Annotated in this window: 18 protein-coding genes; 16 read left to right on the top strand and 2 right to left on the bottom strand. The window is 67.9% G+C overall.

Annotated elements, in window-relative coordinates; translation table 11 throughout:
- Window positions 1–72: 72 nt before the first annotated feature.
- The 13 genes from FSV73_RS14180 (at window position 73) to FSV73_RS14120 (ending at window position 19,875) form a co-directional block, all read left to right on the top strand.
- Window positions 73–1,350, top strand: a complete 1,278-nt coding sequence (locus tag FSV73_RS14180) for a hypothetical protein (RefSeq protein ID WP_145008496.1) — start codon at window positions 73–75, stop codon at window positions 1,348–1,350.
- A gap of 66 nt (window positions 1,351–1,416) precedes the next feature.
- Window positions 1,417–2,688 carry a flippase gene (locus FSV73_RS14175; RefSeq protein ID WP_260856085.1) on the top strand — a complete coding sequence of 424 codons (1,272 nt, stop codon included), beginning with the start codon at window positions 1,417–1,419 and terminating at the stop codon, window positions 2,686–2,688.
- A gap of 30 nt (window positions 2,689–2,718) precedes the next feature.
- Window positions 2,719–3,753, top strand: coding sequence for a glycoside hydrolase family 5 protein (locus FSV73_RS14170; protein ID WP_145008688.1), 1,035 nt, complete (start codon window positions 2,719–2,721; stop codon window positions 3,751–3,753).
- 284 nt (window positions 3,754–4,037) lie between these two features.
- Window positions 4,038–5,150, top strand: a complete 1,113-nt coding sequence (locus FSV73_RS14165; protein ID WP_145008495.1) for a polysaccharide biosynthesis/export family protein — start codon at window positions 4,038–4,040, stop codon at window positions 5,148–5,150.
- 365 nt (window positions 5,151–5,515) lie between these two features.
- Complete coding sequence (locus tag FSV73_RS14160; RefSeq protein WP_145008494.1) at window positions 5,516–8,239, top strand: bifunctional glycoside hydrolase 114/ polysaccharide deacetylase family protein; 2,724 nt, start codon at window positions 5,516–5,518, stop codon at window positions 8,237–8,239.
- Window positions 8,220–11,816 carry a tetratricopeptide repeat protein gene (locus tag FSV73_RS14155; RefSeq protein ID WP_145008493.1) on the top strand — a complete coding sequence of 1,199 codons (3,597 nt, stop codon included), beginning with the start codon at window positions 8,220–8,222 and terminating at the stop codon, window positions 11,814–11,816. The genes FSV73_RS14160 and FSV73_RS14155 overlap by 20 nt, the downstream gene beginning before the upstream one ends.
- Window positions 11,817–11,838: 22 nt before the next feature.
- Window positions 11,839–12,354, top strand: coding sequence for a penicillin-binding protein activator LpoB (locus FSV73_RS14150; protein WP_145008492.1), 516 nt, complete (start codon window positions 11,839–11,841; stop codon window positions 12,352–12,354).
- On the top strand, window positions 12,354–13,727 hold the full coding sequence (locus FSV73_RS14145) for a PelD GGDEF domain-containing protein (RefSeq protein ID WP_145008491.1): 1,374 nt from the start codon (window positions 12,354–12,356) through the stop codon (window positions 13,725–13,727). The genes FSV73_RS14150 and FSV73_RS14145 overlap by 1 nt, the downstream gene beginning before the upstream one ends.
- A complete protein-coding gene (locus FSV73_RS14140; protein ID WP_145008490.1) occupies window positions 13,705–14,694 on the top strand; it encodes a tetratricopeptide repeat protein in 990 nt (329 codons plus the stop codon). The genes FSV73_RS14145 and FSV73_RS14140 overlap by 23 nt, the downstream gene beginning before the upstream one ends.
- Entirely contained in the window at window positions 14,691–16,214 is a 1,524-nt protein-coding gene (gene pelF / locus FSV73_RS14135) for a GT4 family glycosyltransferase PelF (protein WP_145008489.1), read from the top strand. The genes FSV73_RS14140 and pelF overlap by 4 nt, the downstream gene beginning before the upstream one ends.
- A 1-nt stretch (window position 16,215) precedes the next feature.
- Window positions 16,216–17,586 (top strand): exopolysaccharide Pel transporter PelG, encoded by a 1,371-nt coding sequence (gene pelG, locus FSV73_RS14130; protein ID WP_145008488.1) that lies wholly within the window; start codon window positions 16,216–16,218, stop codon window positions 17,584–17,586.
- A gap of 80 nt (window positions 17,587–17,666) precedes the next feature.
- Entirely contained in the window at window positions 17,667–18,278 is a 612-nt protein-coding gene (locus FSV73_RS14125) for a hypothetical protein (RefSeq protein WP_145008487.1), read from the top strand.
- A 103-nt stretch (window positions 18,279–18,381) separates the two neighbouring features.
- Window positions 18,382–19,875 carry an aldehyde dehydrogenase gene (locus FSV73_RS14120; RefSeq protein ID WP_145008486.1) on the top strand — a complete coding sequence of 498 codons (1,494 nt, stop codon included), beginning with the start codon at window positions 18,382–18,384 and terminating at the stop codon, window positions 19,873–19,875.
- A gap of 46 nt (window positions 19,876–19,921) precedes the next feature.
- On the opposite strand, the gene gmk is transcribed toward FSV73_RS14120, so the two are convergent.
- Together gmk and FSV73_RS14110 are read right to left on the bottom strand one after the other, a co-directional pair.
- Window positions 19,922–20,542, bottom strand: coding sequence for a guanylate kinase (gene gmk / locus FSV73_RS14115; RefSeq protein WP_007161416.1), 621 nt, complete (start codon window positions 20,540–20,542; stop codon window positions 19,922–19,924).
- Window positions 20,543–20,552: 10 nt separating this feature from the next.
- Window positions 20,553–21,413 carry a YicC/YloC family endoribonuclease gene (locus FSV73_RS14110; RefSeq protein ID WP_145008485.1) on the bottom strand — a complete coding sequence of 287 codons (861 nt, stop codon included), beginning with the start codon at window positions 21,411–21,413 and terminating at the stop codon, window positions 20,553–20,555.
- A gap of 171 nt (window positions 21,414–21,584) precedes the next feature.
- Between FSV73_RS14110 and rph the strand changes: the two genes are divergently transcribed.
- The 3 genes from rph (at window position 21,585) to FSV73_RS14095 (ending at window position 24,262) form a co-directional block, all read left to right on the top strand.
- Entirely contained in the window at window positions 21,585–22,307 is a 723-nt protein-coding gene (rph, locus tag FSV73_RS14105) for a ribonuclease PH (protein WP_058791176.1), read from the top strand.
- Between the two features lie 14 nt (window positions 22,308–22,321).
- A complete protein-coding gene (locus FSV73_RS14100) occupies window positions 22,322–22,684 on the top strand; it encodes a DUF4870 domain-containing protein (RefSeq protein ID WP_145008484.1) in 363 nt (120 codons plus the stop codon).
- A 285-nt stretch (window positions 22,685–22,969) separates the two neighbouring features.
- Window positions 22,970–24,262: a hypothetical protein gene (locus FSV73_RS14095; protein WP_145008483.1), complete on the top strand. Its 1,293-nt coding sequence runs from the start codon at window positions 22,970–22,972 to the stop codon at window positions 24,260–24,262.
- The last annotated feature ends 70 nt before the right edge of the window (window positions 24,263–24,332 follow it).

Raw genomic sequence — 24,332 nt, 5'->3', positions numbered from 1 at the left:
GCAGCGTCTCGGCCGCAAGGAAGATGACCACCGGACCGCGCGTCCGGTGCTCCCGTCTGGATGGGTAGGTCTATGAGTATTCTCCGTAAAAGCACCGTTTCCTTCGTTCTCCTGATCCCGTTGCTGATCCTGCACCTGGACGTGTTCGGCGAAAGCCCGCACAACCCGGTCGGCATCCTCTACCTGAACGAGCTGTACCTGGCCATCTGCATGGCCTTCACCTTCTTCTACCTGCTGACCAGCATCGGTACCCAGCAGCGCGAATTCAAGATCCTGATGACCTACGCCGTCTATTCGTCGGTGGTCTTCATCGGGTTGCCGGCGGTCTTCTCCTTCCTCTTCTACGGTCAGCCGCTGGTCTATGGGCTGATCGAGGAGCGGCGGATCCTGTTCAGCTTCGGCTTCGCCACCCTGATGTTCCTCGGTCGCAACATGACCGCCTCGCAATTCGAGAAGGCTCTGCTGATCACCGCCCTGCTGGCGGCGGTCATGGCCTGGATGTTCAAGTTCGGCGTCCTGCCCGACCTACGCGACAAGCAGTCCTCCTTCGACCGCCCGGACCGCTCCTCCATCGGCGCGCCGGCGCTGTGCCTGGCCTACTTCTATTGCATCCAGACCTGGAACAAGGGCATCTCGCCGATCGATGGCTCGGCGCGCAACAAGACCCTCCACATCGTGCTGGCCATGTTCTTCCTGCTGACGCTGGTGTTCGGTACCCAGACCCGGCAGCTGATCGTGCTGGCGCTGTGCTTCACCGTGTTCTGCCTGAAGAGCAAGTCGATCGTCTGGATCTGCGTCGCCGGACTGCTGGTGTCGCCATTCTTCATCTTCCCCGACCTGATGAAGGTGCTGGGGCTGAACGTGGACTTCTACGCCCAGTCGGTGCAGGACGGCCCCACCGACGGCGTGCGCGAGCAGACCCTCGGCTACATCTTCTCCCACCTCAGCCAGAACCACTGGCTGCCCAGCGGCTCGCTGTCGCTGATGTGGAACAACGGCTTCATCCCCTATTTCGGCGAGTACTTCTTCCTCTCCGACGTGGGCGTGTTCGGCACCCTGTTCCGCTTCGGCTTCCTGTCCTTCATCATCATCCCGGTCTCGCTGTTCCTCTACTATCGCTGGGCGAAGATGCTGCACCCCGATACCGGTTTCGTGGTGACCGCGACCCTGGCCCAGCTGGTGATCTGGCCGCTGGCCGGATTCTTCGAGTATCTCCAGGCCACCATCTGCTACCTGCTGGTCATCCAGGCCCTGCGCGCGCTGCATGACTACAGCTCCGCAGCGGCCAAGGAAACCTACGTCAGCAGCCCCTACCCGCGCCCGAGCAGCCCGCTGGCTCGCCCGGCCTGATCCCCCCGTGCTCCCGGCGCTCGTCCCGACGAGCGCCCGGGGCCCCATGGAGTGTCCACCCCCACGATGTCGATGATCAAAAACAGCACCTGGAACATCCTGGGTGTCGTCATTCCCAGCGCCATCGCCCTGCCCACCATGGGCGTGCTGTCGCGCCTGCTCGGAGTCGAGCAGTTCGGCCTCTTCACCCTGGCCTTCGCCATCGTCGGCTATGCGACGCTGTTCGATGCCGGTCTCTCGCGGGCGGTGATCCGCGCCGTCGCCATGCACCATGGCGACAAGGCCCTCAATCGGCTGGTGATGGGCACCGCCACTGGCGCCGTGATCGGCCTGAGCCTGGTGGCGACCCTGCTGCTCTGGTTCGGCGCGGGCAAGGTGGTGAGCCTGCTGCACGTCTCGCCCGAGCATTTCGACAATGCCGTGGCCGGCTTCCGCTGGCTGAGCCTGTGCGTGCCGCCCTTCCTGCTGGCGACGGTCTGGTTCGCCTACCTCGAAGGCAACGAGCGCTTCGGTGAATTCAATATCCTGCGGACCTTCTCCAACAGCCTGCTGGCCATCGCCCCGCTGATCGCGGTGCTGATCGAGCCCAGCTTCTCCGCCACGGTGATCGGCCTGGTGCTGGCGCGGATCGTCTCCATGGCGCTGGCCTACTGGCCGCTGCACAAGGACTTCCCCGAAGGCATCCGCACCTTCAAGGTCGAGGTGTTCAAGGAGCTGCTGAAGTTCGGCAGCTGGATGACCGTGAGCAACATCATCAGCCCGCTGATGGTGTACTTCGACCGCTTCGTCCTCTCGCACATGGTCGGCGCCGGCCGCGTGTCCTTCTACACCGCCCCTGCCGAAGCCGTGTCGCGGATGCTGATCATCCCCAACGCCGTGGCCCGGGTGGTCTTCCCGCTGCTGAGCAAGAGCGGCGAAGACGCCGCGCGCCAGGCCAACAAGGCCTTCTGGGGCCTGCTGCTGATCAGCCTGGCGATGGTGCTGCCGATCCTGATCCTCGCACCCTGGATCATGACGGTGTGGATGGGCCCCGAGTACGGTGGGGACGCGGCGCAGATCCTGCGCATCCTGGTGGTCGGCTTCATCTTCAACGCCCTGGCGCAGATCCCCTTCGCCAAGATCCAGGCCCGGGGGCATTCGCGCACCACGGCGATGATCCACCTGGCCGAGCTGCTGCCCTACCTGGGCCTGCTGGTGGTCTGCATCCAGCATTTCTCCATCATGGGCGCCGCCATCGCCTGGACGATCCGGGTGACCGTGGATTACCTGGCCCTGGAATTCTTCGCGCGGCGCACCCCGCCGCTGCAACCCGCCCCCGTTTATCAACAGAGCTCCTGAATGGACCCCGAGGTGCTGCCCGTGTCATCAGTGAAACGTCGTATCGGTCGTGGCCTGCTGGCCACCGCATTACTGTCCGCGGCGCTTTTCGGCAAGGCTCAGGCAGAGCCTGCGGCAGCCAAGCTGGACCTCATCGGCATCAACCTGTCGGCCGCCGGTTTCGCCGGCCAGGTACTGCCGGGGGTGGAAGGTACCAACTACTTCTATCCCACCGAGGACTACTTCCGCCGCTACAGCGCCAAGGGCATCCGCTTCATCCGCTTCCCCTTCCTCTGGGAGCGGGTACAGCCGCAACTCGGTGGCGAGCTGGACCAGGCGCAGGTCGCCCTGCTCAAGCGCACCCTGGATTTCGCCGACCAGTACGGGATGAAGGTGATCCTGGACCTGCACAACTACGCGCGCTATCGCGGCCAGTTGATCGGCTCGTACCAGGTGTCCTACGCCAGCTACGCCGACGTCTGGAAACGCCTGGCCACCACCTTCCAGAACCATCCGGCGCTGTACGGCTACGATGTCATGAACGAACCCCATGACACCCAGGGACTCTGGCCCAAGGCGGCGCAGACGGCGGTGGACAGCATCCGCACCGTCGACATGCGGACGCCGATCTTCATCGAAGGCGACAGCTGGGCCAGTGCCCAGCGCTGGCCCCAGGTGAACGGCGACCTGCTGATCAAGGATCCGGCGAACAACCTGATCTACGAAGCCCACATCTATTTCGACGCGGACTCCAGCGGCAACTACGCCACCGGCATGAAGGGCGTCCATCCCATGATCGGGGTGGAACGTACCAAGCCCTTCATCGAGTGGCTGAAAAAGCACGATTTGCGCGGATTCATTGGCGAATATGGGATACCTGCACACCCGGAGTGGCTGGAAGCCATGGACAATCTGCTGAGCTATCTGGGCGAGCAGTGCGTGCCGAGCGCCTACTGGGCCGCCGGGCCGGGCTGGGGCGACTACCCACTGGCCATCGAGCCGAAGGGCGGTGGCGAAAAGCCCCAGGTGGCCCTGCTGGAAAAGCACCTGCAAAAACATGACTGCACGGTCATAGGACCGCGCTAGCGGAGATACGACAGATTTCGAACGGCGTCACCTTTTTCGCCTGCCGGCGCGCTGAACTCGATGGCTAAAGGCCAGTCTCAGACCAGCAGACTCAAGTGCCCGTACCGCTCCACGATGAGGCCTCGAGTTCACTCGCGTACCGGACAGGCTAGCCGCTTGGAACCGGCCCACTGCCACGGGCCGCTACGTCTTGCGAAGGAACACCATGAATAACCGGCTCGTTGCATCTGCCCTCCGATTTATTCCTCTTGCTTACACTCAATCAGCAATCAAGGACGAATGACATGAAAACCAAATTTACCGCTCTGGCCTTGCTGTCCGGCATCGTCCTCCAGGGTTGCGCCTACTCCCCGGGTCAGTACCTGGACCAGGACGACCTCAAGAGCGACCCGAGCATCCAGGGCACCAAGGTGCAGCTGATCCCGATCACCAGCTCGCTGCTGCTGAGCCAGGATTCCGCGGCCCTCTCCAAGGCACCCGACCTCAAGCCCCTGCTGGACTACAAGCCGCAGGCCTACCGCGTCGGCGCGAGCGACCTGCTCTACATCACCGTCTGGGACCACCCCGAACTGACCGCCCCGTCCGGTGCCCAGCAGCAGCTGGAAGCCAACGGTCGCCTGGTGCGCCCGGATGGCACCCTGTTCTACCCCTACGTCGGCACCGTACGCGCCGCCGGCAAGACCCTGGAAGAGATCCGTACCGACATCTCCCGTCGCCTGGCCACCTTCATCGACAATCCCCAGGTCGACGTCAGCGTGCTCAAGTTCGGTAGCCAGAAGGTCACCATCTCCGGCGCCGTGAACAAGGGCGACGCCATCCCGCTGACCACCAAGCCCATCACCCTGGTGGAAGCCCTGGGCCAGGCCGGCGTGGCCAACACCGGTGGTGCCGACCTGTCCGGCGTGACCCTGGTGCGCGACGGCAAGGAATACCGCCTGGATACCGACAGCCTGAACCGCAAGGACTCCAAGCTGTACGGCATCTACCTGAAGGACGGCGACAGCCTCCACCTGCCCTACAACGATGCCCGCAAGGTCTACGTGGTCGGTGAAGTCCGCGCCCCGGCAGCGGTCAGCTACAAGGTCACCAACCTGAACCTGATGGAAGCCCTGAGCCAGGCCGGCGGCATCCAGCAGGAAACCGCCAACGCCGATGCCGTCTACGTCATCCGTGGTCCGGAAGACCTGAAGGCCCCGGGTGCCACCGCCCAGGTCTTCCACCTGGCGGCCAAGAACCCCACCGCCTATGTGCTGGCGCAGAACTTCCACCTGCAGCCGCAGGACGTGGTCTTCGTCGGCCCGGCCGGTATCACCCGCTGGAACCGCTTCGTCAGCCAACTGCTGGGTTCCACCAACATCCTCTCCACCAGCGCCAACCTGAACAGCAGCTTCAAGTAATAGCGCTCGCTTGCCGTCATGCCGGCTCCCGCCGCGCATGACGGCAATTCATCTTACTTTTTTCTGCTCCTCTTCTCCCTCCTCCGCGCTCGACTCCCCTTCCGCCTCAACGCCTGAAACCCGCCGACTAGACGCCTTCTCAGGCGAGCCATTACTTATCTCGATACCTATTGATCGCTTTTTTCCTGCCGCTTGGCTTGGCGGAGCCCGTTTTTCGTCACGCTTTTGCATAATGTAGCTACCCTGATACCGAGATCAGGCAGTGATAAGGACAGGGTGTGGCGGCAGGCAAGGCAACGAGGGCAGGAGCCCGTTTCGGTTGGTGGCGCACGCTGAGCGTCTGGCTACTGGGCTACGTGTCGTTCATGGGAACGGCCCTGGCCGCACCGGCCAGCGTCGCCTTCTGGTACGCGGAAAAGCCACCGGTGGCCGAGCTCGCCCAGTTCGACTGGGTGGTGCTCGAACCCGGCCATGCCACGCCTGCCGATGTCCGTACCCTGCGCGAAGGCGGGGCTCAGCCCTTCGCCTACCTGTCCATCGGTGAGTTCGCCGGCGATGCGGCGGCGCTGGAGAAGGCCGGCCTCAGCGCGGGCGCCAGCCCGGTGGCCAACCAGGCCTGGGGCAGCCAGGTGATGAATCTGGCGTCGCCGGTCTGGCGTGCCCATCTGCTCGAACGCGCCGCCCAGCTGGCCAAGGCCGGTTACACGGGGCTGTTCCTCGATACCCTCGACAGCTTCCAGCTGGTCGCCGAAGACCAGCGGGAAACCCAGCGCCTGGCGCTGAAGAGCCTGCTCGCCGATCTGCATCGCCGCCAGCCCGCGCTCAAGCTGTTCTTCAACCGCGGCTTCGAGGTGCAACCGGAATTACCCGGGGTCGCCGCGGCCATGGCGGTGGAGTCGATCTACGCCGGCTGGGATGCCGGCAAGAAAACCTATCGGCCGGTCAGCGCCCAGGACCGCGAGTGGCTGGAGCCGCGGATCGCGGCGGCGCGCAGTGCCGGCATCCCGGTCATCGCCATCGAATACCTGCCGCCGGAGCAGCGCGAAGAGGCCCAGCGACTGGCCAAGCGGTTACGCGACGAAGGCTACGTGCCCTACATCACCACCCCCGATCTCAACACCCTGGGCATCAGCTCGGTAACCCTGCAACCGCGTCGGCTGGCCCTGCTCTACGACGGGCGCGAGGGCGCGCTGCGGCAATCCATGGTGCACCGCTTCCTGGGTAGCGTGCTGGAGTACCAGGGCTACCGCCTGGACTACTTCGATGCCGCCAAGCCGCTGCCCACCGCCTGGCCCGGCGCCCTCTACGCCGGCGTGGTGGTCTGGATGACCAGCGGGCCGCCACCCAACGCGCGGGAGTTCAGCAACTGGATCGGCCAGCGCGTGGCGGAAAAGACGCCGCTGCTGATCCTCGGCGGCCTGCCCCTGGACAACGAAGCCCTGCTCAAGCGCCTGGGGCTCGGCGTCAGCCGCAAGCCACTGCCCGACAACCTCACCCTCAAGGTGGCGGACCCGGCGCTGGCCGGCAACTTCGAGGCGCCGGTCAAGCTGCGGACCCGCGGCCTGCCCGCCGTGCAGACGCTAGCGGGCGGACCGACGCCGGTGGTCACCCTGGCCGGCCAGGGCGAGAACTTCGTGCCCATGGGCGTGGCCCCCTGGGGCGGCTTCGCCTTCAGCCCCTACCTGATGGAAGACGGCCCCGAAGCCAGTCGCTGGATCATCGATCCCTTCGCCTTCACCGCCAAGGCCCTGCGCCTGCCGCCGCTGCCGGTCCCGGATCCGACCACCGAGAACGGTCGCCGGATCGCCACGGTGCACATCGACGGCGACGCCTTCGCCTCCAAGGCGGAACTGCCCGGCGCGCCCTTTTCCGGCCAGGTGGTGCTGGACCAGCTCATCCGGCCGCACCCCTTCCTCACCTCGGCGTCGATCATTGAGGGCGAGGTCGGCGCCAAGGGACGCTATCCGGAACTGACCGCCCAGCTGGAGCCCATCGCCCGCCGGCTGTTCGCCGATCCCAAGGTGGAGGTGGCCACCCATACCTTCAGCCATCCGTTCTTCTGGCAACCCGCGGTGGCCGAGAAGGGTGACAACTTCGAAGCCCTGTACGGCTACATGATGCAGATCCCCGGCTACGACAAGGTGGACTTCACCCGCGAGGTAGTCGGCTCGACGCGCTACATCAACGAGCGCCTGACCACCCCGCAGAAGCCGGTCAAGCTGATCTTCTGGTCCGGTGACGCCCAGCCGGACGCCGCCACCCTCAAGCTCGCCTACGATACCGGCCTGCTCAACGTGAACGGCGGCAACTCCCACATCACCCGCGCGCAGCCGTCGGTGAGCGGCCTCTATCCCTTCATCCGCCCCACGCCCGGGGGACTGCAGTACTACGCGCCGATCATCAACGAGAACGTCTACACCAATCTCTGGCGCGGACCCTACTACGGCTTTCGCGACCTGCTCTATACCTTCGAGCGCACCGAGCACCCGCGGCGGCTGCGCGGCCTGAATCTCTACTACCACTTCTACTCCGCCACCAAGCAGGCCTCGCTCAAGACGATGGAGGAGATCTACCAGGGCATGGCCGCCGAACGGCCGCTGTCGCTGTGGATGAGCGACTACGTGGCGCGGCTGCATGGCTTCTACGCCGCCAGTCTCGCCCGGCAGGCGGATGGCAGCTGGTCGATCCGCGGCCTCGACGGCTTGCGTACCCTGCGCCTGGACCCACGGCTGGGCTGGCCGGACCTGCAGCGCTCCGAGGGCATCGCCGGGGTACGCGACCTGCCGCAGGGTCGCTACGTCCACCTGGCCGGTGCCCAGGCGCGGCTGGTGCTGCGCGACAGTCGCGACGGCAGCCCCGCCCTCGAAGAGGCCAACATCCCGCTGCAACGCTGGGAATACCTGTCGCCGACGCGCATCCGCTTCGCCTTCGCCGGACAGTTTCCCCTGGAGATGACCCTGCGCGCGGCGACGGCCTGCGAGGTCCGGGTAGGACGTGAGCGCTACCCGGGCCAACCCGGCGGCGCCGGGCTCTGGACGTTCAAACTTCCGCTGACACGGGTGAGTGACGGTGAGATCGTCTGCGGCTAAGAAAACCCGGCTCCTGAGTGCCTGGACACTGCTGGGGATCGCGCTCGTCACCGCCTTGGTGCTGGTGCTGACCTTCCATGGCAAGCAGGTGTTCCAGCCCGGCGAGGAACCGGCGGACCAGGTCTCCATCAGCTATGCCCAGGTATTGCTCAAGGCCACCCCGGAGGATACCGGGCTGCGCATGAAGCTGATCGACCAGCTGATCGCCCTGGGCCGGATCGACGAGGCGCGGCGCCAGCTGCAACTGCTGCCGCAGCCGCTGGCCTCGACGCCCTTCTATGCCGTGGAAATGGACATCCTGCAGGCCGAAGCCCAGCCAGGCGGCCTGGCCGACGCCGAGCGCGAGCGCCTGGCGCAGCGGCTGAGCGCCCTGGACGTGGCCAGCCTCAGCACGCCCCAGTTGCAACGCGTGGCCGAGCGGGCCCTGCAGCTGGCCGATCCGGCCACGGCGGCGCAGCGCTACGTCGAGCTGGCGCGGCGCGATCCGCCACGCCGCCGGCAATGGCTGGAGCAGGCGGCGCGCTGGAGCCTGGCCGGTGGCCGCCAGCAGGAAGCCGCCCGCCTCTACCTGCGCCTGGCCGATCTCGCCGACTCGGCCGAGCAGCGCCAGGGCTATCGGCACCAGGCCTTCGACGCCTGGCTGGCGGCCGGCCAGGGCGCCGCCGCCGCCGCCCTGCTGGAAGAGGAGTTGCCGCGCCTGCACGCCGACGCGGGCGGCCTGGCCTGGCTGCAGGCCGGGGTCGCCGCCGCCCAGGGCAGTGGCCGGCTGGACCTGGCCCAGCGCCTCATCGAGCGCTGGCGGCAATGGCAGCCGGACAATCCCGCCGCCCTGGAGGCCGCCTTCCGCCTGGCCCTGGCCAGCGGCGATACCCAGACCGCCTGGACGGACGGTCAGCAACTGCTGGCCCTGCGTCCGGACGACGAAGAGCTGCTGGCCCAGCTGGCGCAGCTGGGCGAATGGACCGACCACGTCGACGAAGCCCTCGAGCTCTGGCTGCGGCTGCTCGCCCGGCAGGACGACCCCGCGCGTCGCGATCACGCCTGGAAACTGGCCGCCCGCGCCTTCCGTTTCGATGCCGTGGTCGAACTGCTCGGCACGGCCTCCCAGGGACGCCAGCTGGACAAGACCGAGCTGGACGCGCTGATCTTCGCCTATGAGTCCCTCGGCGATCCCGCGGCCGAAGAACTCTGGCTGCGCGGCTATCTCAAGCGCCAACCGAAACAGCGCCTGGCCTGGGAGCGCCTGCAACAGCTGCTGGCCCGCACCGAGCAGGGCCAGGCCCAGGTCGATGGCTGGGCCGCCTTCGGCCAGCGCTTTCCCCTCACCACCGAGGAATACCTGGCCTGGGCCGGCGCCCTGTGGACGCTGTTCAAGCCGGAAGAGGCGTGGAGCGTGCTCGAACGCATGCCGGCCAAGCAGCGCCAGGGCGGCGACTACTGGCGGCTGCGCGCAGACCTGGCCTGGGAGCTGGAACGCGATGCCGATTCGCAGCAGGCGCTCGAACGCCTGGCGGCGAGCGACAAGGGGCTCTCCGCCAGCGACGAGGACCGGCTGCTGGAGCTCTACCAGCGCACGGCGCCACGCAAGGCCCTGGCCCTGCTGGAAAAGAGCTGGGAGAGGGGCAAGGACCAGAATCGCCTGACCCAGGCCCTGCAGTGGGCCGAGCAACTCAAGGACAGTGCGGCGCTGGAGCGCCTGCTGGCCAGTGCCGACCGCGAACCGGCCTCCGCCACCAACCCCGCGGTCTGGCTGGCCCGGGCGGGTCTCGACTTCCAGCGCGGGCGCATCGCCCAGGCCGAAGCCGGCTATCGGCAGGCCCTGGAACGCTTCCCGGACGACGACCGCTTCCGCGAGCGGCTGCTGTGGCTGCTCATCGACCAGAATCGCCAGGTCGAACTGGCCGCCCTGCTGCGCGACTGGAAAGGCCGCGCGCGGGACAGCGAGGTGCTCTGGCTACCCTTCGGCGGTGGCCTGGTGCTGCTGGGCCAGGCCGAGGAAGCCCTCGGCTGGTATCGCCGCTACCTGGACGCCCATGCCCAGGACTGGCTGATCCAGGCCGCCTATGCCGACGCCCTGGACGCCGCCGGCCACCAGGATGCGGCGCTGCGCCTGCGCAAGGTGGTGACGCCGCACCTGGCCAACGACGAGGTGCCGGCCACCCCCGAGCGCTACGCCACCTACCTGCGGCTGCTCTCCAGCCTGCGCGGCCCCCAGGCGGCCCTGGCCCAGGCACGCGCCTGGCAGGATGGCTCGCCGAGCATGCTGCAATTGTGGTTCGACCAGTGGCTGGACGCCCTCAGCCAGAACAACGACGACGGCCTCAAGGGCGAGTGGCTGGCCTGGGCCAAGAGCCATGGACTGAAGATCCGCCAGTACGAGCAATTGCAGGAGGTCCTGCGCAAGCAGAATCGCGGCGAGCTGGAGAAGCTGCTGGCGGCGGGCGACCTGGATCCGGCGCAGCGCGTCGAGGTGCTGCAACGCCTTGGCCACGCCGGCGACGCCCAGGCAGCGGCGCTGACCGCGGTTGGCGACGAGCCACCGGAGGTCATCCAGCGCCAGTTGCTGCGCCAGGCCACCGAGCAGGCCGAGCGCCCCCCCAACGGCGTCCAGGCCGGCTGGGAGCGCCGCGATTATGGCGGCCTGGTCGAGCAGGGTGCGGAAGTCCGCGCGGCGCGGCGCCTCGCCGACGACGTCTATGCCGACGTCCAGCTCAAGCAGAACCGCCTGGAGGGCAACGGCCTGAAAGCCGACGCCCTGGGCAACGAACACCAGATGCTGCTCAAGGTGCTCAAGGACCTCTCCGATGGCGGCCTGGAGACCACCGTGGACGCCAGCCAGCGCGCGGACAGCAATCGCCTCGGCCTGGGCGTCGCCCGCACCTGGCGGCTGGACGGCAACACCGAGATCGAGGCGGCGCTGGACTGGCATCGGCAACCGGACGAGAGCGGCTACCTGCGCGCCCTGGGCCGGCGGGACAGTGTCAGCCTGGCCGGGCGCCACAACCTGACCCCGCGCGACCAGCTGAGCTGGCGGGCGGCGCACAACCGCTATTCCAGCCGCGATGGCGATGACCTGGGCAGCGGCTTCGCCTTCAACCTGGAGCTGAGCCACCTGATCTTCTTCGAGGGTCCCACCTGGCAGGTGCGCAGCGGCGTGACCTACCAGCAGAACAAGGCCCGCAGCACCCTGCCCGACAGCGTCACCCGCTACCTGCAGCCCATCGTCGGCAGCGGCGAGAACGGCGAGATCACCGCCAGCGACCTCGAGGCGCTGGGCGGTACCCAGCTGCTGCAGGATCGCTACGGCCAGCTCTACGTCGGCAGCAGCTGGCGGCGCGGCATCCCCGGTTCGCTCAACCGCACCCGCCCCCAGTACACCTGGCTGGTGGACGCCCTGGTCGGCTGGCAGTGGACCGAGCGCGAATTCAACTACGGTTTGAATGTCGGCCTGGGCATGGCAGTGCTCGGCGACGACGAACTGGCATTCACCGCCGGCTACCAGTCCGCGCCCCAGGGCAGCGGCGGGCAGGCCGGCAGCACCCTGGGCATTCAATACAGCAATCGAATCGGCCGCTAGGTCGTTTCAAGGGAGAGACCTCATGAACATCACGCGTCTGCTCGTCGCCAGTGCCGCCACCCTGCTGCTGGTCGGCTGCTCGAGCTTCACCCGGCCCAGCGGCGAGGCCCTGCCCAAGGATGCCCGCTGGGGCCTGGTCCCCCTGGCCAACTACGCCCAGGCGCCCATGGCCGGCGATCGCGCGGCGCAGATCCTGGTCAGTGTGCTCGGCGAGCGTGGCATCCGGCCGCAGGTCTACGACGACAGCCAGGCCGGCGCCCCCAGCGACGACGAGAAGGCCCGCCAGCGCGCGGCCCTGGACTGGGCCCGGCAGCAGAATCTGCAGTACGTGCTCACCGGCAGCGTCGACGAGTGGCAGTACAAGAACGGCCTGGACGGCGAGCCGGCGGTGGGCGTGACCCTCCAGGTGATCGACCCCGCCAGCGGCAAGGTCGTCTGGAGCAACAGCGGCGCCCGTTCCGGCTGGTCGCGCGAGAGCCTCGCCGCCACCGCGCAGAAGGTGCTGCGCGGCACCGCGCAAGAGCTGCAGTTGCGCTGATGGCCCTGCAATCCGTCCACAAGGACTTCACCCTGGCGCCGCGCGCCAGTGGCCGCCTGTCCTGGCTGGAAACCCTGCTGGTCACGGCGGCCGCCCTGGGCCTGGGCTTCTGGCTGGTGCCGGAAGACCCGCTGATGGTCGGCCTGGCCTTTCCCTGGGTGGTCTTCGCGCCCATCCTCATGGGCGTGCGCTACGGCTTCATGCGCGGGCTGGTGAGCGCCGCCCTGCTGGTGGCGGCCCTGCTCTATCTGCACCGCCAGGGCTATCCGGCCTATGCGGAGATCCCGCCCTCCTTCATCGTCGGCGTACTGCTCAGCGCCATGCTGGTGGGCGAATTCCGCGATATCTGGGACCGGCGCCTGGAGCGCCTGGACCTGGCCAACGACTATCGCCAGCTGCGCCTGGACGAATTCACCCGCGCCCACCACCTGCTGCGCATCTCCCACGACCGCCTGGAACAGCGCGTCGCCGGCAACGACCTCAGCCTGCGCAGCTCACTGCTGGACCTGCGCCGCCAGCTGCGCGAGGTGCCGCGCGAGCAGGATGCGCTGCAGGCGCTGGCCGAACCCATAGTCGGCCTGCTGACCCAGTACGGCTCGCTGCGGGTGGCGGGGCTGTACCGGGTCGACGCCAGCGGCCGGGTGGACCGCCGGGCGCTGGCCAGCCAGGGCGAGATGCCCGGCATCGATCCCGACGACCTGCTGGTGCGCCTGACCCTGGCACGCGGCGAGACCCTGAGCATCCGCCAGGCGCTACTGGAGCGCGGCGAGACCCAGCACTCGGCGCTGCAGGCCTGCGTGCCGCTGCTGGATACCGAGGAACGCCTGCTGGCGGTGCTGGCCGTCGAGCAGATGCCGTTCTTTTCCTTCAACGAGCGCACCCTCAACCTGCTGACCATCCTCGCCGGCCACATCGCCGACCTGCTGGGCAGCGATCCCCTGGCCCTGGCGCTGGCCGACGACGACGCCCAGCAATTCTCCCAGCACCTCAAGCGCTCGCTGCGCGACGCCCAGCAACACGCCCTGCCCGCCTGCCTGTTCTGCTTCGAGATGACCGAGGCCGCGGGTGCCGAGCGCGCCCTGGCGCTGCTGGAAGGCAGTCGCCGCGGCCTCGACCTGCAGTTGCGGCTGACCAACGGGGCCGGCCATGCCTGCCTGCTGGTGCTCCTGCCGCTGACGTCCTCCGACGGCCTGGAAGGCTATCGCCGCCGGCTGCGCCAGCTGCTGGCCGAACGCCATGGCCAGGACAGCACCCTGGAGAGCCTGGGCGTGCGCAGCCACGAACACGAGCTGCTGCCCAAGACCCGCGCCCAGGAATTGCGCGTCTTCCTGTTCAACGAGTGTGGCCTGCATGAACAGCAAGTGGCTGTTTAGCGGCGCCTTCGCCTTCGAGGCCAGCAGCTGGGCGCTGCTGTTCGCCAACCTGCCGGTGGCGGCCGCCGCCCTGGCCTTCGCCACCGCCCACGCCGCCGGCAGCGCCCTGCTGGCCGGCGGCGCCTGGCTGCTGCTGCCCCGGCGCTACCAGCGGCCGCTGCCCTGGAGTCCGCTGTTCCTCTTCGCCCTGGCCTTCTTCATTCCCCTGGTGGGCGCGGCCGGGGTGATCGCCGCGGTCTTCCCGGCGCTCTACCTGCCGCGCAAGAGACGCGAGATCGCCTGGGAGGCGCGCAGCGTGCCCAACCTGCCCTTCCGCCCGCTGGAGCGGCGCGAGGAGATGCTGTTCAGCGACGGCGGCCTGCAGGACGTGCTGCGCCACGCGCCCAGCACCGACAAGCGCCTGACCGCCCTCTTCGCCACCCGGCGCATGCCGGGGCGCGATGCCATCCCCATCCTCAAGCTGGCCCTGCGCGACCCGGCCGACGACGTGCGGCTGCTGGCCTATTCGATGCTCGACCAGCAGGAAAGCCAGATCAACCAACGCATCGAGACCCAGCTCGGCGAGCTGGCCAGCACGCCGGCGGAACGCCAGCCGGCGCTGCACGGCACTCTGGCCCGCGGCTACTGGGAACTGGCCTACCTGGGGCTGGCCCAGGGCAGCGTGCTGCGCCACGTGCTCGGCCAGGCCCGCGAGCACATCGAGCTGGCCCTGGCGGGAGAGGAGAACGACGAGCTGCGCATCCTCGCCGGGCGCATCGCCCTCGAACAGGGTGAGCCGGAGCGGGCCCTGGAGTTCTTCCAGGCCGCCGAGGCGGCGGGCGTGCCCCTGGCCCAGCTGGCGCCCTTCCGCGCCGAGATCGCCTTCCTGCGCCGCGATTACACGGTCATCCCGGCGCTGCTCGACAGCCTGCCGGCGGATCTGAAGAAGCGGCCGCCGTTCGCCGCCCTGGTGAAGTACTGGTTATGAAAGACAATCCTGCCGCCACCGTCACCCCCGATGTCTGCCTGCTGCTGGAGGGCACCTGGCCCTATGTGCGCGGCGGGGTGTCGAGCTGGGTCAACCAGCTGATCCTCGGCCTGCCGGAGCTGACCTTCTCGGTGTTCTTCATCGGTGGCCAGCGCGAGAACTACGAGAAGCGCCACTACGCCATCCCGCCCAACGTGGTGCACATCGAGGAACACTTCCTGGCCGGTTCCTGGGTGCCCAAAGCCGCGCCCATCAGCCCGCGGCGCCAGGCGCCGGTGCAGCTGCTGCGCGACCTGCACGCCTTCCTGCACCATCCGGACGACCCCAGCGCCGCCCAGGGCGACGCCCTGGTGGACGCCTTCGCCCAGGGCAGCGTGACCCTCGACGACTTCATGTACAGCCGCGCCAGCTGGGAAGCCATCACCGAGGGCTACGAGCGCTATTGCACCGATCCCTCCTTCGTCGACTACCTCTGGACCCTACGCGCCATGCAGGCGCCGCTGCTGATGCTGGCCGAGGCCGCCCGCCGCCTGCCCCGCCCGCGGATGATCCACTCCATCTCCACCGGCTACGCCGGCATGCTCGGCGCCATCCTGCAACGGCGCTGGGGCTGCAACTTCCTGCTCAGCGAGCACGGCATCTACACCAAGGAACGCAAGATCGACCTGGCCCAGGCCAAGTGGATCGCCGAAGGGCCCGATGAAGCCCTGCGCACCGGGCTCGACGTGGACGTCAGCTACATCCGCCGGCTGTGGATCCGCTTCTTCGAGCGCATCGGCCTGCTCACCTACAAGGCCGCCAACCCGATCATCTCGCTCTACGACGGCAACCGCCGCCGGCAGATCCAGGACGGCGCCGATCCGACGCGTTGCCGGGTGATTCCCAACGGCATCAGCCTGACCCAGTGGCAGGACGCCCTGGAGCGCCGTCCCGCAGGCGTGCCGCCGGTGGTCGGGCTGCTCGGCCGGGTAGTGCCGATCAAGGACGTCAAGACCTTCATCCGCGCCATGCGCGGGGTGATCAGTGCCATGCCCGAGGCCGAAGCCTGGGTGGTCGGCCCGGAGGACGAAGACGAGGAATACGCCGCCGAATGCCACAGCCTGGTCACCAGCCTGGGCCTGGAGGGCAAGGTGAAGTTCCTCGGCTTCCAGAAGATCGGCGACATCCTGCCCAAGCTCGGCCTCATGGTGCTGACCTCCATCAGCGAGGCCCAGCCGCTGGTGATCCTCGAAGGCTGGGCCGCCGGGGTGCCGGTGGTGAGCAGCGACGTGGGTTCCTGCCGCGAACTGATCGAAGGCTCGACCGCCGAGGACCGCGCCCTGGGCACCGGTGGCAGCGTGGTCGCCATCGCCGATCCCCAGGCCACCGCCCGCGCCATCCTCGCCCTGCTGCGCAATCCTGGCCGCTGGCAGGCCGCGCAGCGCACCGGCCTCGCCCGGGTCAATCGCTACTACACCGAGCCGCTGATGCTGGAACGCTATCGCGAGCTCTACCAGGACGCCATCGGGAGGATCGTCTGACATGGCCGGCATCGGCTTCGAACTGCGCAAGATCCTCGCGCGCGACTCCTACACCGCCACCCTGCGCGCCTATGTCTACGCCGGCCTGATCAGCTCGGGCCCCTGGGTGCTGTCGATCATCAGCGTCATGCTGATCGGCGTGCTGGCCACCGGTATCGTCACCCCCAGCGTGCTGATCCGCCAGTTCCTGGTCACGGTGACCTACCTCATGGCCAGCTCGCTGATCCTCACCGGCGGCCTGCAGCTGTACTTCACCCGCTTCGTCTCGGATCGGCTGTTCGAGGAGAAACAGACCAGCATCCTGCCCAACCTGGTGGGCATACTGCTGCTGGTGACCCTGGTCGCCGGTGGCTTGGGCTTCCTGCTGCTGGCCACGCTGTTCGACCAGCCCTTCGCCTACCGGCTGCTGGTACTGGCCAACTTCGTCACCCTCTGCGACCTCTGGCTGGTGATCATCTTCCTGTCGGGGATGAAGGCCTACAACCGCATCCTAGTGGTGATGACGCTGGGCTACGCCATCATGATCGCCGCCGCCTTCGTGCTGCGCTTCCTCGGCATGAACGGCCTGCTGATGGCCCTGCTACTGGGCCACGCCGCCCTGCTGTTCATGTTCCTCTACGACATCATCCGCGAGTACCCGGCCGAGCGCCTGGTGGCCTTCGACTTCCTCGACCGCAAGCAGATCTTCCTCAGCCTGCTGGTCACCGGGCTGTTCTACAACCTGGGCATCTGGGTCGACAAGTTCGTCTTCTGGTTCGACCCCCTGACCTCCGACGCCGTCATCGGCCCGCTGCGCGCCTCCATCCTCTACGACCTGCCGATCTTCCTCGCCTACCTCGCCATCATCCCCGGCATGGCGGTGTTCCTGGTGCGCATCGAGACCGACTTCGCCGAGTGGTACGAGCGGGTATTCAACGCGGTCCGCGGTGGCGAGACCCTGCAGCACATCGGCCAGCTCAAGGAACAGATGATCCTGGCCATCCGCCAGGGCCTGCTGGAGATCTGCAAGGTCCAGGGCCTGACCCTGGTGCTGGTGTTCCTGCTGGCACCGCAGCTGCTGGCCTGGCTCGGCATGTCGCACTACTACCTGCCGCTGTTCTACATCGACGTGGTGGGGGTGAGCATCCAGGTGGTGTTCATGGCGCTGCTCAACGTCTTCTTCTACCTCGACCGGCGCGACACCGTGCTGATGCTCTGCACCCTCTTCCTCGGCCTCAACCTGGCGTTGACCCTGCTGAGCATCGAGTTGGGCCCGAGCTTCTTCGGCTACGGCTTCACCGTCTCCCTGGCCTGTTGCGTGCTGCTCGGCCTGCACCGCCTGGACCGGGTGCTGGACGACCTGGAGTACGACACCTTCATGCTGCGCCACTGAGGGCCGCCGGCACCGGACGAACGGTGTGACCCGGCTCGGGTGGGAACGTCCAAAGCAGCTCACCCCTGCAGGACGCTGCCATGAATACCGCCGCCTTGCGCCTCGTGATCCAGACCACCCAGGTGCGCGCTCGGGACAGTGGCGAGGCCAGCCGCACCTTCGCCGACCAGGCGGCGCGTACCGCCAGCGCGGATGCCAGCCGCGGTCCGGCACTGGAGCGCTTCGCCAGCGCCTATGTCGACAAGGTGCCCGATGCCCTCGACGCCCTGCTGCAGCAGGCGCGGGCGGTGGCCTTCGAGGCACCCCTGACCGGGGTGCTGGAACGCGCCCTGGCCGGTTTCGCCCCGGCCGCCCTGGCCCAGGCGCCCTCCGCCAGCTTGGCGCTGCTCGCCGCGGCCTATCGCGTCCATCGCCTGCTCGAAGGCCTGCAGGACAGATTCGCCGCCTGGTGGGGCTCGGCCCGGGCGCCGGCGGCCCCCAGCCTGGGCAATCTCATCGCGCACCAGGTGCTCGGCCAGCTCACCGTCGCGGCGCTGGAGGATGCGGTGGACGGCTGGCTCGACGACCTGGACGCCAGCGTCGAGCCGCCCCTGACCCGCCAGAGCTTCCCGCCACGCCAGGGCCGCGCGCCCCTCGCGGGCGTGCCCAGCGCCCTGACCCGCAGTCGCCAACGGCAGCGTAGCGTTCGATAAAACGCACGTTTCGCCGCCTTTGCCGGCCGAGTGTCAAATATATTGATAACCCTTCCGGCCCGGTTTAGGGTGGCTGCTCACCGCCAATAGCGAGGAGTCATCCATGAGCTTGCCCAGCCGCGCCGAGTGGGAGCAGCGCTTCCAAGGTCTCACCCTGGAAGGTCGCGCCTTCATCGACGGCGCCTATGTCGACGCCGTCGCCGGCGCCACCTTCGATTGCCTGAGCCCGGTGGACGGGCGCTTCCTCGCCAAGGTCGCCAGCTGTGACGCCGCCGATGCCGACCGCGCCGTCGCCGCCGCCCGCGCCGCCTTCCAGCAGGGCACCTGGGCGCACCTGGCCCCGGCCCAGCGCAAGCGCGTGCTGATCCGCTTCGCCGATCTGCTGCTGGCCAACGCCGAGGAACTGGCGCTGCTGGAAACCCTGGACATGGGCAAACCCATCGCCGACTCCTTCGGCATCGACGTGCCCGGCTCGGCCAACGCCATCCGCTGGAGCGCCGAGGCCATCGACAAGCTCTACGATGAAGTCGCACCCACGCCCCACGACCAGCTGGGCCTGGTCACCCGCGAACCGGTCGGCGTGGTCGCCGCCGTGGTGCCCTGGAATTTCCCGCTGATGATGGCCTGCTGGAAGCTCGGCCCGGCCCTGGCCACCGGCAACTCGGTGGTGCTCAAGCCCTCGGAGAAATCGCCGCTGACCGCCATCCGCGTCGCCCAGCTGGCGCAGCAGGCCGGCATTCCCGCCGGCGTGTTCAACGTGCTGCCGGGCTATGGCCACACCGTCGGTAAGGCCCTGGGCCTGCACCCCGACGTCGATACCATCGTCTTCACCGGCTCCACCCGCGTGGCCAAGCAGCTGCTGGCCTATTCCGGCGAATCCAACATGAAGCGGGTCTGGCTGGAAGCCGGCGGCAAGAGCCCCAACATCGTCTTCGCCGACGCCCCCGACCTCAGGGACGCCGCGGCGGCCGCCGCCAGCGGCATCGCCTTCAACCAGGGCGAAGTCTGCACCGCCGGCTCGCGCCTGCTGGTGGAGCGCTCCATCAAGGAGCAGTTCCTGCCGCTGGTGATCGAGGCCCTGCAGGGCTGGAAGCCCGGCCACGCCCTGGAGCCGGAGACCAACGTCGGCGCCCTGGTGGACACCACCCAGCTGGAGACCGTGCTGCGCTACATCGAGGCCGGCCATGCCGAAGGCGCCACCCTGGTCGCCGGGGGCAAGCGCACCCTGGAAGAGACCGGCGGCGTCTACGTCGAGCCGACCATCTTCGACGGCGTCAGCAACGCCATGAAGATCGCCCGGGAAGAGATCTTCGGCCCGGTGCTCTCGGTGATCACCTTCGACACCGCCGAGGAAGCCGTGCAGATCGCCAACGACACCCAATACGGCCTGGCCGCCGCGGTCTGGACCCGCGATATCTCCAAGGCCCACAAGACCGCCCGCGCCCTGCGCGCCGGCAGCGTCTGGGTCAACCAGTACGACGGCGGCGACATGACCGCGCCCTTCGGCGGCTTCAAGCAGTCCGGCAACGGCCGCGACAAGTCCCTGCACGCCTTCGACAAGTACACCGAGCTCAAGGCGACCTGGATCAAGCTGTAAGCCGCCCTCCGGCGGTGCCTGAATGCGGCACCGCTACGCTTTTCCCTCAGCCCAGCAGATCCACCAGCAGGTCGTCGTGCCGGCGCTGCTGGCGATCCAGGCGCAACTGGCGGGTACGGAAGATCGACTTGAGGTCCTCCAGGGCGCTGGCGAAGTCGTCGTTGATGATCAGGTAGTCGTACTCGACGTAGTGGCTCATCTCGCTCACCGCCTCGCGCATGCGGCGCTCGATGATCTCGGCGCTGTCCTGGCCGCGGTTGTCGAGGCGCTGGCGCAGGGCCGCCTGGCTCGGCGGCAGGATGAAGATCGACTGGGCGTGGGGCAGCTTGCGGCGGACCTGCTGGGCACCCTGCCAGTCGATTTCCAGGATCAGGTCGTGCCCCTCGGCGAGGGTGCGTTCCAGCGCCGCCTGGGAGGTGCCGTAGTAGTTGCCGAACACCTCGGCGTGTTCGAGGAAATCGCCGTGCTCGAGCAGGTTGGTGAAGGTCGCGCAATCGACGAAGTGGTAGTTCACCCCATCGGCCTCGCCCGGGCGCATGGCGCGGGTGGTGTGGGAGACCGACACGCGGATGTCGGGCAGGGCATCCAGCAGGGCCTTGACCAGGCTGGTCTTGCCGGCGCCGGAGGGCGCGGAAACGATGTAGAGGGTGCCGGGAAGGGCTGTCATGGAAGTCCGCCTATTCGATGTTCTGCACTTGCTCACGCATCTGTTCGATGAGCACCTTGAGATTGATGGCCGCCTGGGAGGCGCGGGCATCGATGGCCTTGGAGCCCAGGGTGTTGGCCTCGCGGTTGAGCTCCTGCATGAGGAAGTCCAGCCGTCGCCCGGCCGCGCCGCTGCCGGCCAGCACCCGCCGCACCTCGGCCACATGGGTCTCCAGGCGATCCAGCTCCTCGGCCACGTCGCTCTTCTGCGCCAGCAGCACCAGTTCCTGCTCCAGCCGCGCCGGCTCGAACTCGACGCCCGCCTCGGCGCAGCGCTCGAGGATACGTCGCCGCTGCAGCGCCAGCAGCTCGGGTAGCAGGGCCCGGAGCGTCGCGACTTCCGCCAGCACCTGGACCAGCCGCTCTTCGATAAGGCGACTCAACTCCCGGCCCTCGCGCAGGCGGCCTTCGAGCAATTCGTCCAGCGCCGCCTCGAACAACGCCAGGACCTGGGCCTTGCGTTCGGCGTCATCCACCGCGGCCCCGACCAGCACGCCGGGCCAGGCCAGCACGGCCAGGGGATCGAGCTTGGCCGGTCGGGCGATCAGGGCGGCGACGTCTTCGGCGGCGGACACCAGTTGCGCCGCGCGCCGGGCGTCGACGCGCAGGGCGGCGGCTTCGTCGCGCTCTTCGCGCAGCACGCACTCCACCTTGCCGCGCGACAGCCGTCGGCGCAGCGCCTCGCGCACCCCGGACTCGGCGTCACGGCAGGTCTCGGGCAGGCGCAGGTGCGGTTCCAGGTAGCGGTGGTTGACGGAGCGCAGCTCCCAACTCAGGGTGCCCTGGGGCCCCGGTCGCTCGACCCGGGCGAACGCCGTCATGCTGTGCACCATGGCAGGATCCTCGTCTGGCGACGGGCGGGAGCCGGAGCGATCCGGGTCTTCCCGCGCGTAAAACGCACGATTCTAGCGCACCTGATCGGGGCGCCCAATGCATCCGTGTGCACGAACCGGGCGCTGCCTATACTATGGGCCCTGATTTCTATGCCTTACAGGAAGCCCCCAATGAAGCGTCCCAGTGGCCGCGCCGCCGATCAGCTGCGCCCCATCCGCATCACCCGTCAGTACACCAAGCACGCCGAGGGTTCGGTCCTGGTGGAGTTCGGCGATACCAAGGTGATCTGCACCGCCAGCGTCGAGGCCGGGGTGCCGCGCTTTCTCAAGGGCAAGGGCCAGGGCTGGCTCACCGCCGAATACGGCATGCTGCCCCGCGCGACCGGCGAGCGGAACCAGCGGGAAGCCGCCAAGGGCAAGCAGGGCGGTCGGACCCTGGAGATCCAGCGGTTGATCGGTCGCTCGCTGCGCGCCGCCGTCGACCTGTCCAAGCTGGGCGAGAACACCATCTACATCGACTGCGACGTGATCCAGGCCGATGGCGGTACCCGCACCGCCTCGGTGACCGGCGCCTGCGTGGCCCTGGTCGACGCCCTGGGCGCCCTCAAGCGCCGCGGCAACCTCAAGGGTAATCCGCTCAAGCAGATGGTGGCCGCCATCTCCGTGGGCATCTACCAGGGCACCCCGGTGCTGGACCTGGACTACCTGGAGGACTCCGCCGCCGAGACCGATCTCAACGTGATCATGACCGACGCCGGCGGCTTCATCGAAGTCCAGGGTACCGCCGAGGGCGCCCCCTTCCAGCCGGCCGAGCTCAACGCCATGCTCGAACTGGCCCAGGGCGGCCTGCGCGACCTGTTCGAGATCCAGCAAGCCGCCCTGCGCGGCGAGTAACGGAAGCCCAGATCATGCATGACCTCGTCCCCGCCCCCAGCGCCGATGCCCGGCGCTGGGCCATGCTCTGCCACTACGCCGCCTTCTTCGGCTTCGTGGTGCCCTTCATCGGCAACGTCATAGGGCCGCTGGTGGTCTGGCAGTTCAAGCGCGAGGACGATCCCTTCATCGACCGCCAGGGCAAGGAGGCGCTGAACTTCCAGCTCACCGTCACCCTGGTGCACATGATCTGCTGGCTGCTGGTGTGGGTGCTGATCGGCTTTCCGCTGATGCTGCTGGTGGCCTGCGTGGCCTTCGTGCTGACGGTGATCGCCGGCATCAAGGCCAACCAGGGCCGCGACTACCGCTATCCCCTGACCTGGCGGATGGTCAAGTAAGGCCTTATTTGTGGCCTGCTTCCGATTCCCGCGTTGAGGATTTCCGCTAGGCCCGGCGCCGTTTGACAGGCGCCTCAAGGCCTCCGCTATCATCCCTTCGGCTTACTTCTCGCGTCTCCGCTCGTGCCCGTCGTCGACGGTCGCGGGCGGTAGCGTGCCCGCCTTCCACGCTTTCGCCTCAGCAGTCCGTCGGTAACGCCAAGGTGGCGTGTCCTGGCGGTCCTCGCTGCTCACGTCAGGACTGGTGGCCCACCCGCCATCGGCAGCACAACAGGGATGATCATCATGACGGTTGCCACCGCCTCCCCCTCCGCCTTCCAGCGCGTGCTCGAATGGCGCTATTCCACCCTCATGGTGTGGACGGCCATCGGCCTGCTGTTCGTCGAGACCTTTTCCGGCTTCCTGCGCTATGCCCTGGACATGGTCGGCGCCTCGGCGCTGGTCTACCTGCCCAAGATCGCCTGCCTCGGGCTGTTCGCCCTGCAGCTGGCCACGGTCAAGATCCCCCGGGTGATCTGGGTCGGGTTGTTCGCCGGCCTTGCCTACGCCGCCCTCGCCCTGCTGCACGGCGGCACCTTCAACAACGTGCTGTTCTCGCTGTTCGTCTACAGTCCGCTGCTGTTCGGCCTGCTCTGCGGCCGCGAACTGCTCAAGCAGCGCCGGCTGCTGGCGCGGGCCATGTTCCTGCTGCTGATCGCCTGCCTGATCGGCATCGCCCTGGACAAGTTCACCTCGGTGCCCTGGAAGGGCTACAGCTACAACCTGGGCGGCAACGACATCGCCGGCAATACCCAGTGGGTCGCCGGCGAGGAAGACCGCATCGCCGGCTTCGCCCGGGTATCCAACGTGCTGGCGGCGCTGATCGCCGTCTACTGCCTGTTCCTGGCGCAATTTGCCCGCTCCAAGACGCTCTGGCTGGTGGTTGCCCTGATCGGCTTCTTCGGCATCCTGCTCACCACCAGCAAGGCGCCCGCCGCGGCCTTCGCCTTCACCCTGGTGCTGATGGTGACCCGCCGCTTCCAGTGGCCGACCTACGCCCTGATCCTGCTGGCGGTGGTGGGTGGCATGCTGCTGCCGGTGCTGAGCCTGGTGCGCGACTTCGATCCGCTGGTGGTGATGAGCGACAGCGGCCTGGCCTCCTTCTACGACCGCCTGGTCAACACCTGGCCCAATGTCGTCGCGGAGATGACCCGCCACGGCTGGACGGTGGAAGGCGCCGGCTTCGGTCTGTTCGGCAGTTCCATGGCGGCCTTCCCGGTCCCGGGCATCGACCTCTTCGTCACCAGCGACAGCAGCCTGGTCTATCTCTGGTGCGTGTTCGGCGTGGTCGGCATCCTCGGCTATGCCCTGCAGTTGCCGGTGTTCATCCGCCTGCATACCGCGCCGGATCGCCTCAGCCACACCCTGCTGGCCATCGCCTTCTGCCTCTGCCTGATCGGCTGGACCACCGACCTCTTCGATATCGGCGTCGGCAACCTCTTCGTCGGCATCATCCTCGGCTACGTGCTGATGCGTGATCCGGAGGACGACGGCCCGCAGCGCCTGCGACCGGTCAGCGGCAGCACCCTCGCCGACTGAGCGCGCCGCGCCGTGACAGCCTAAAGTCGCCACACGAAAAAGGGCCGATCCCATTGGGATCGGCCCTTTT

It is taken from the genome of Pseudomonas oryzihabitans, assembly GCF_007665395.1.
GTDB classification, from domain to species: Bacteria; Pseudomonadota; Gammaproteobacteria; order Pseudomonadales; family Pseudomonadaceae; genus Chryseomonas; species Chryseomonas psychrotolerans_C.
Note: the sequence above shows the minus strand (reverse complement) of the source record. Positions and strands in the feature narration are given on the sequence as shown.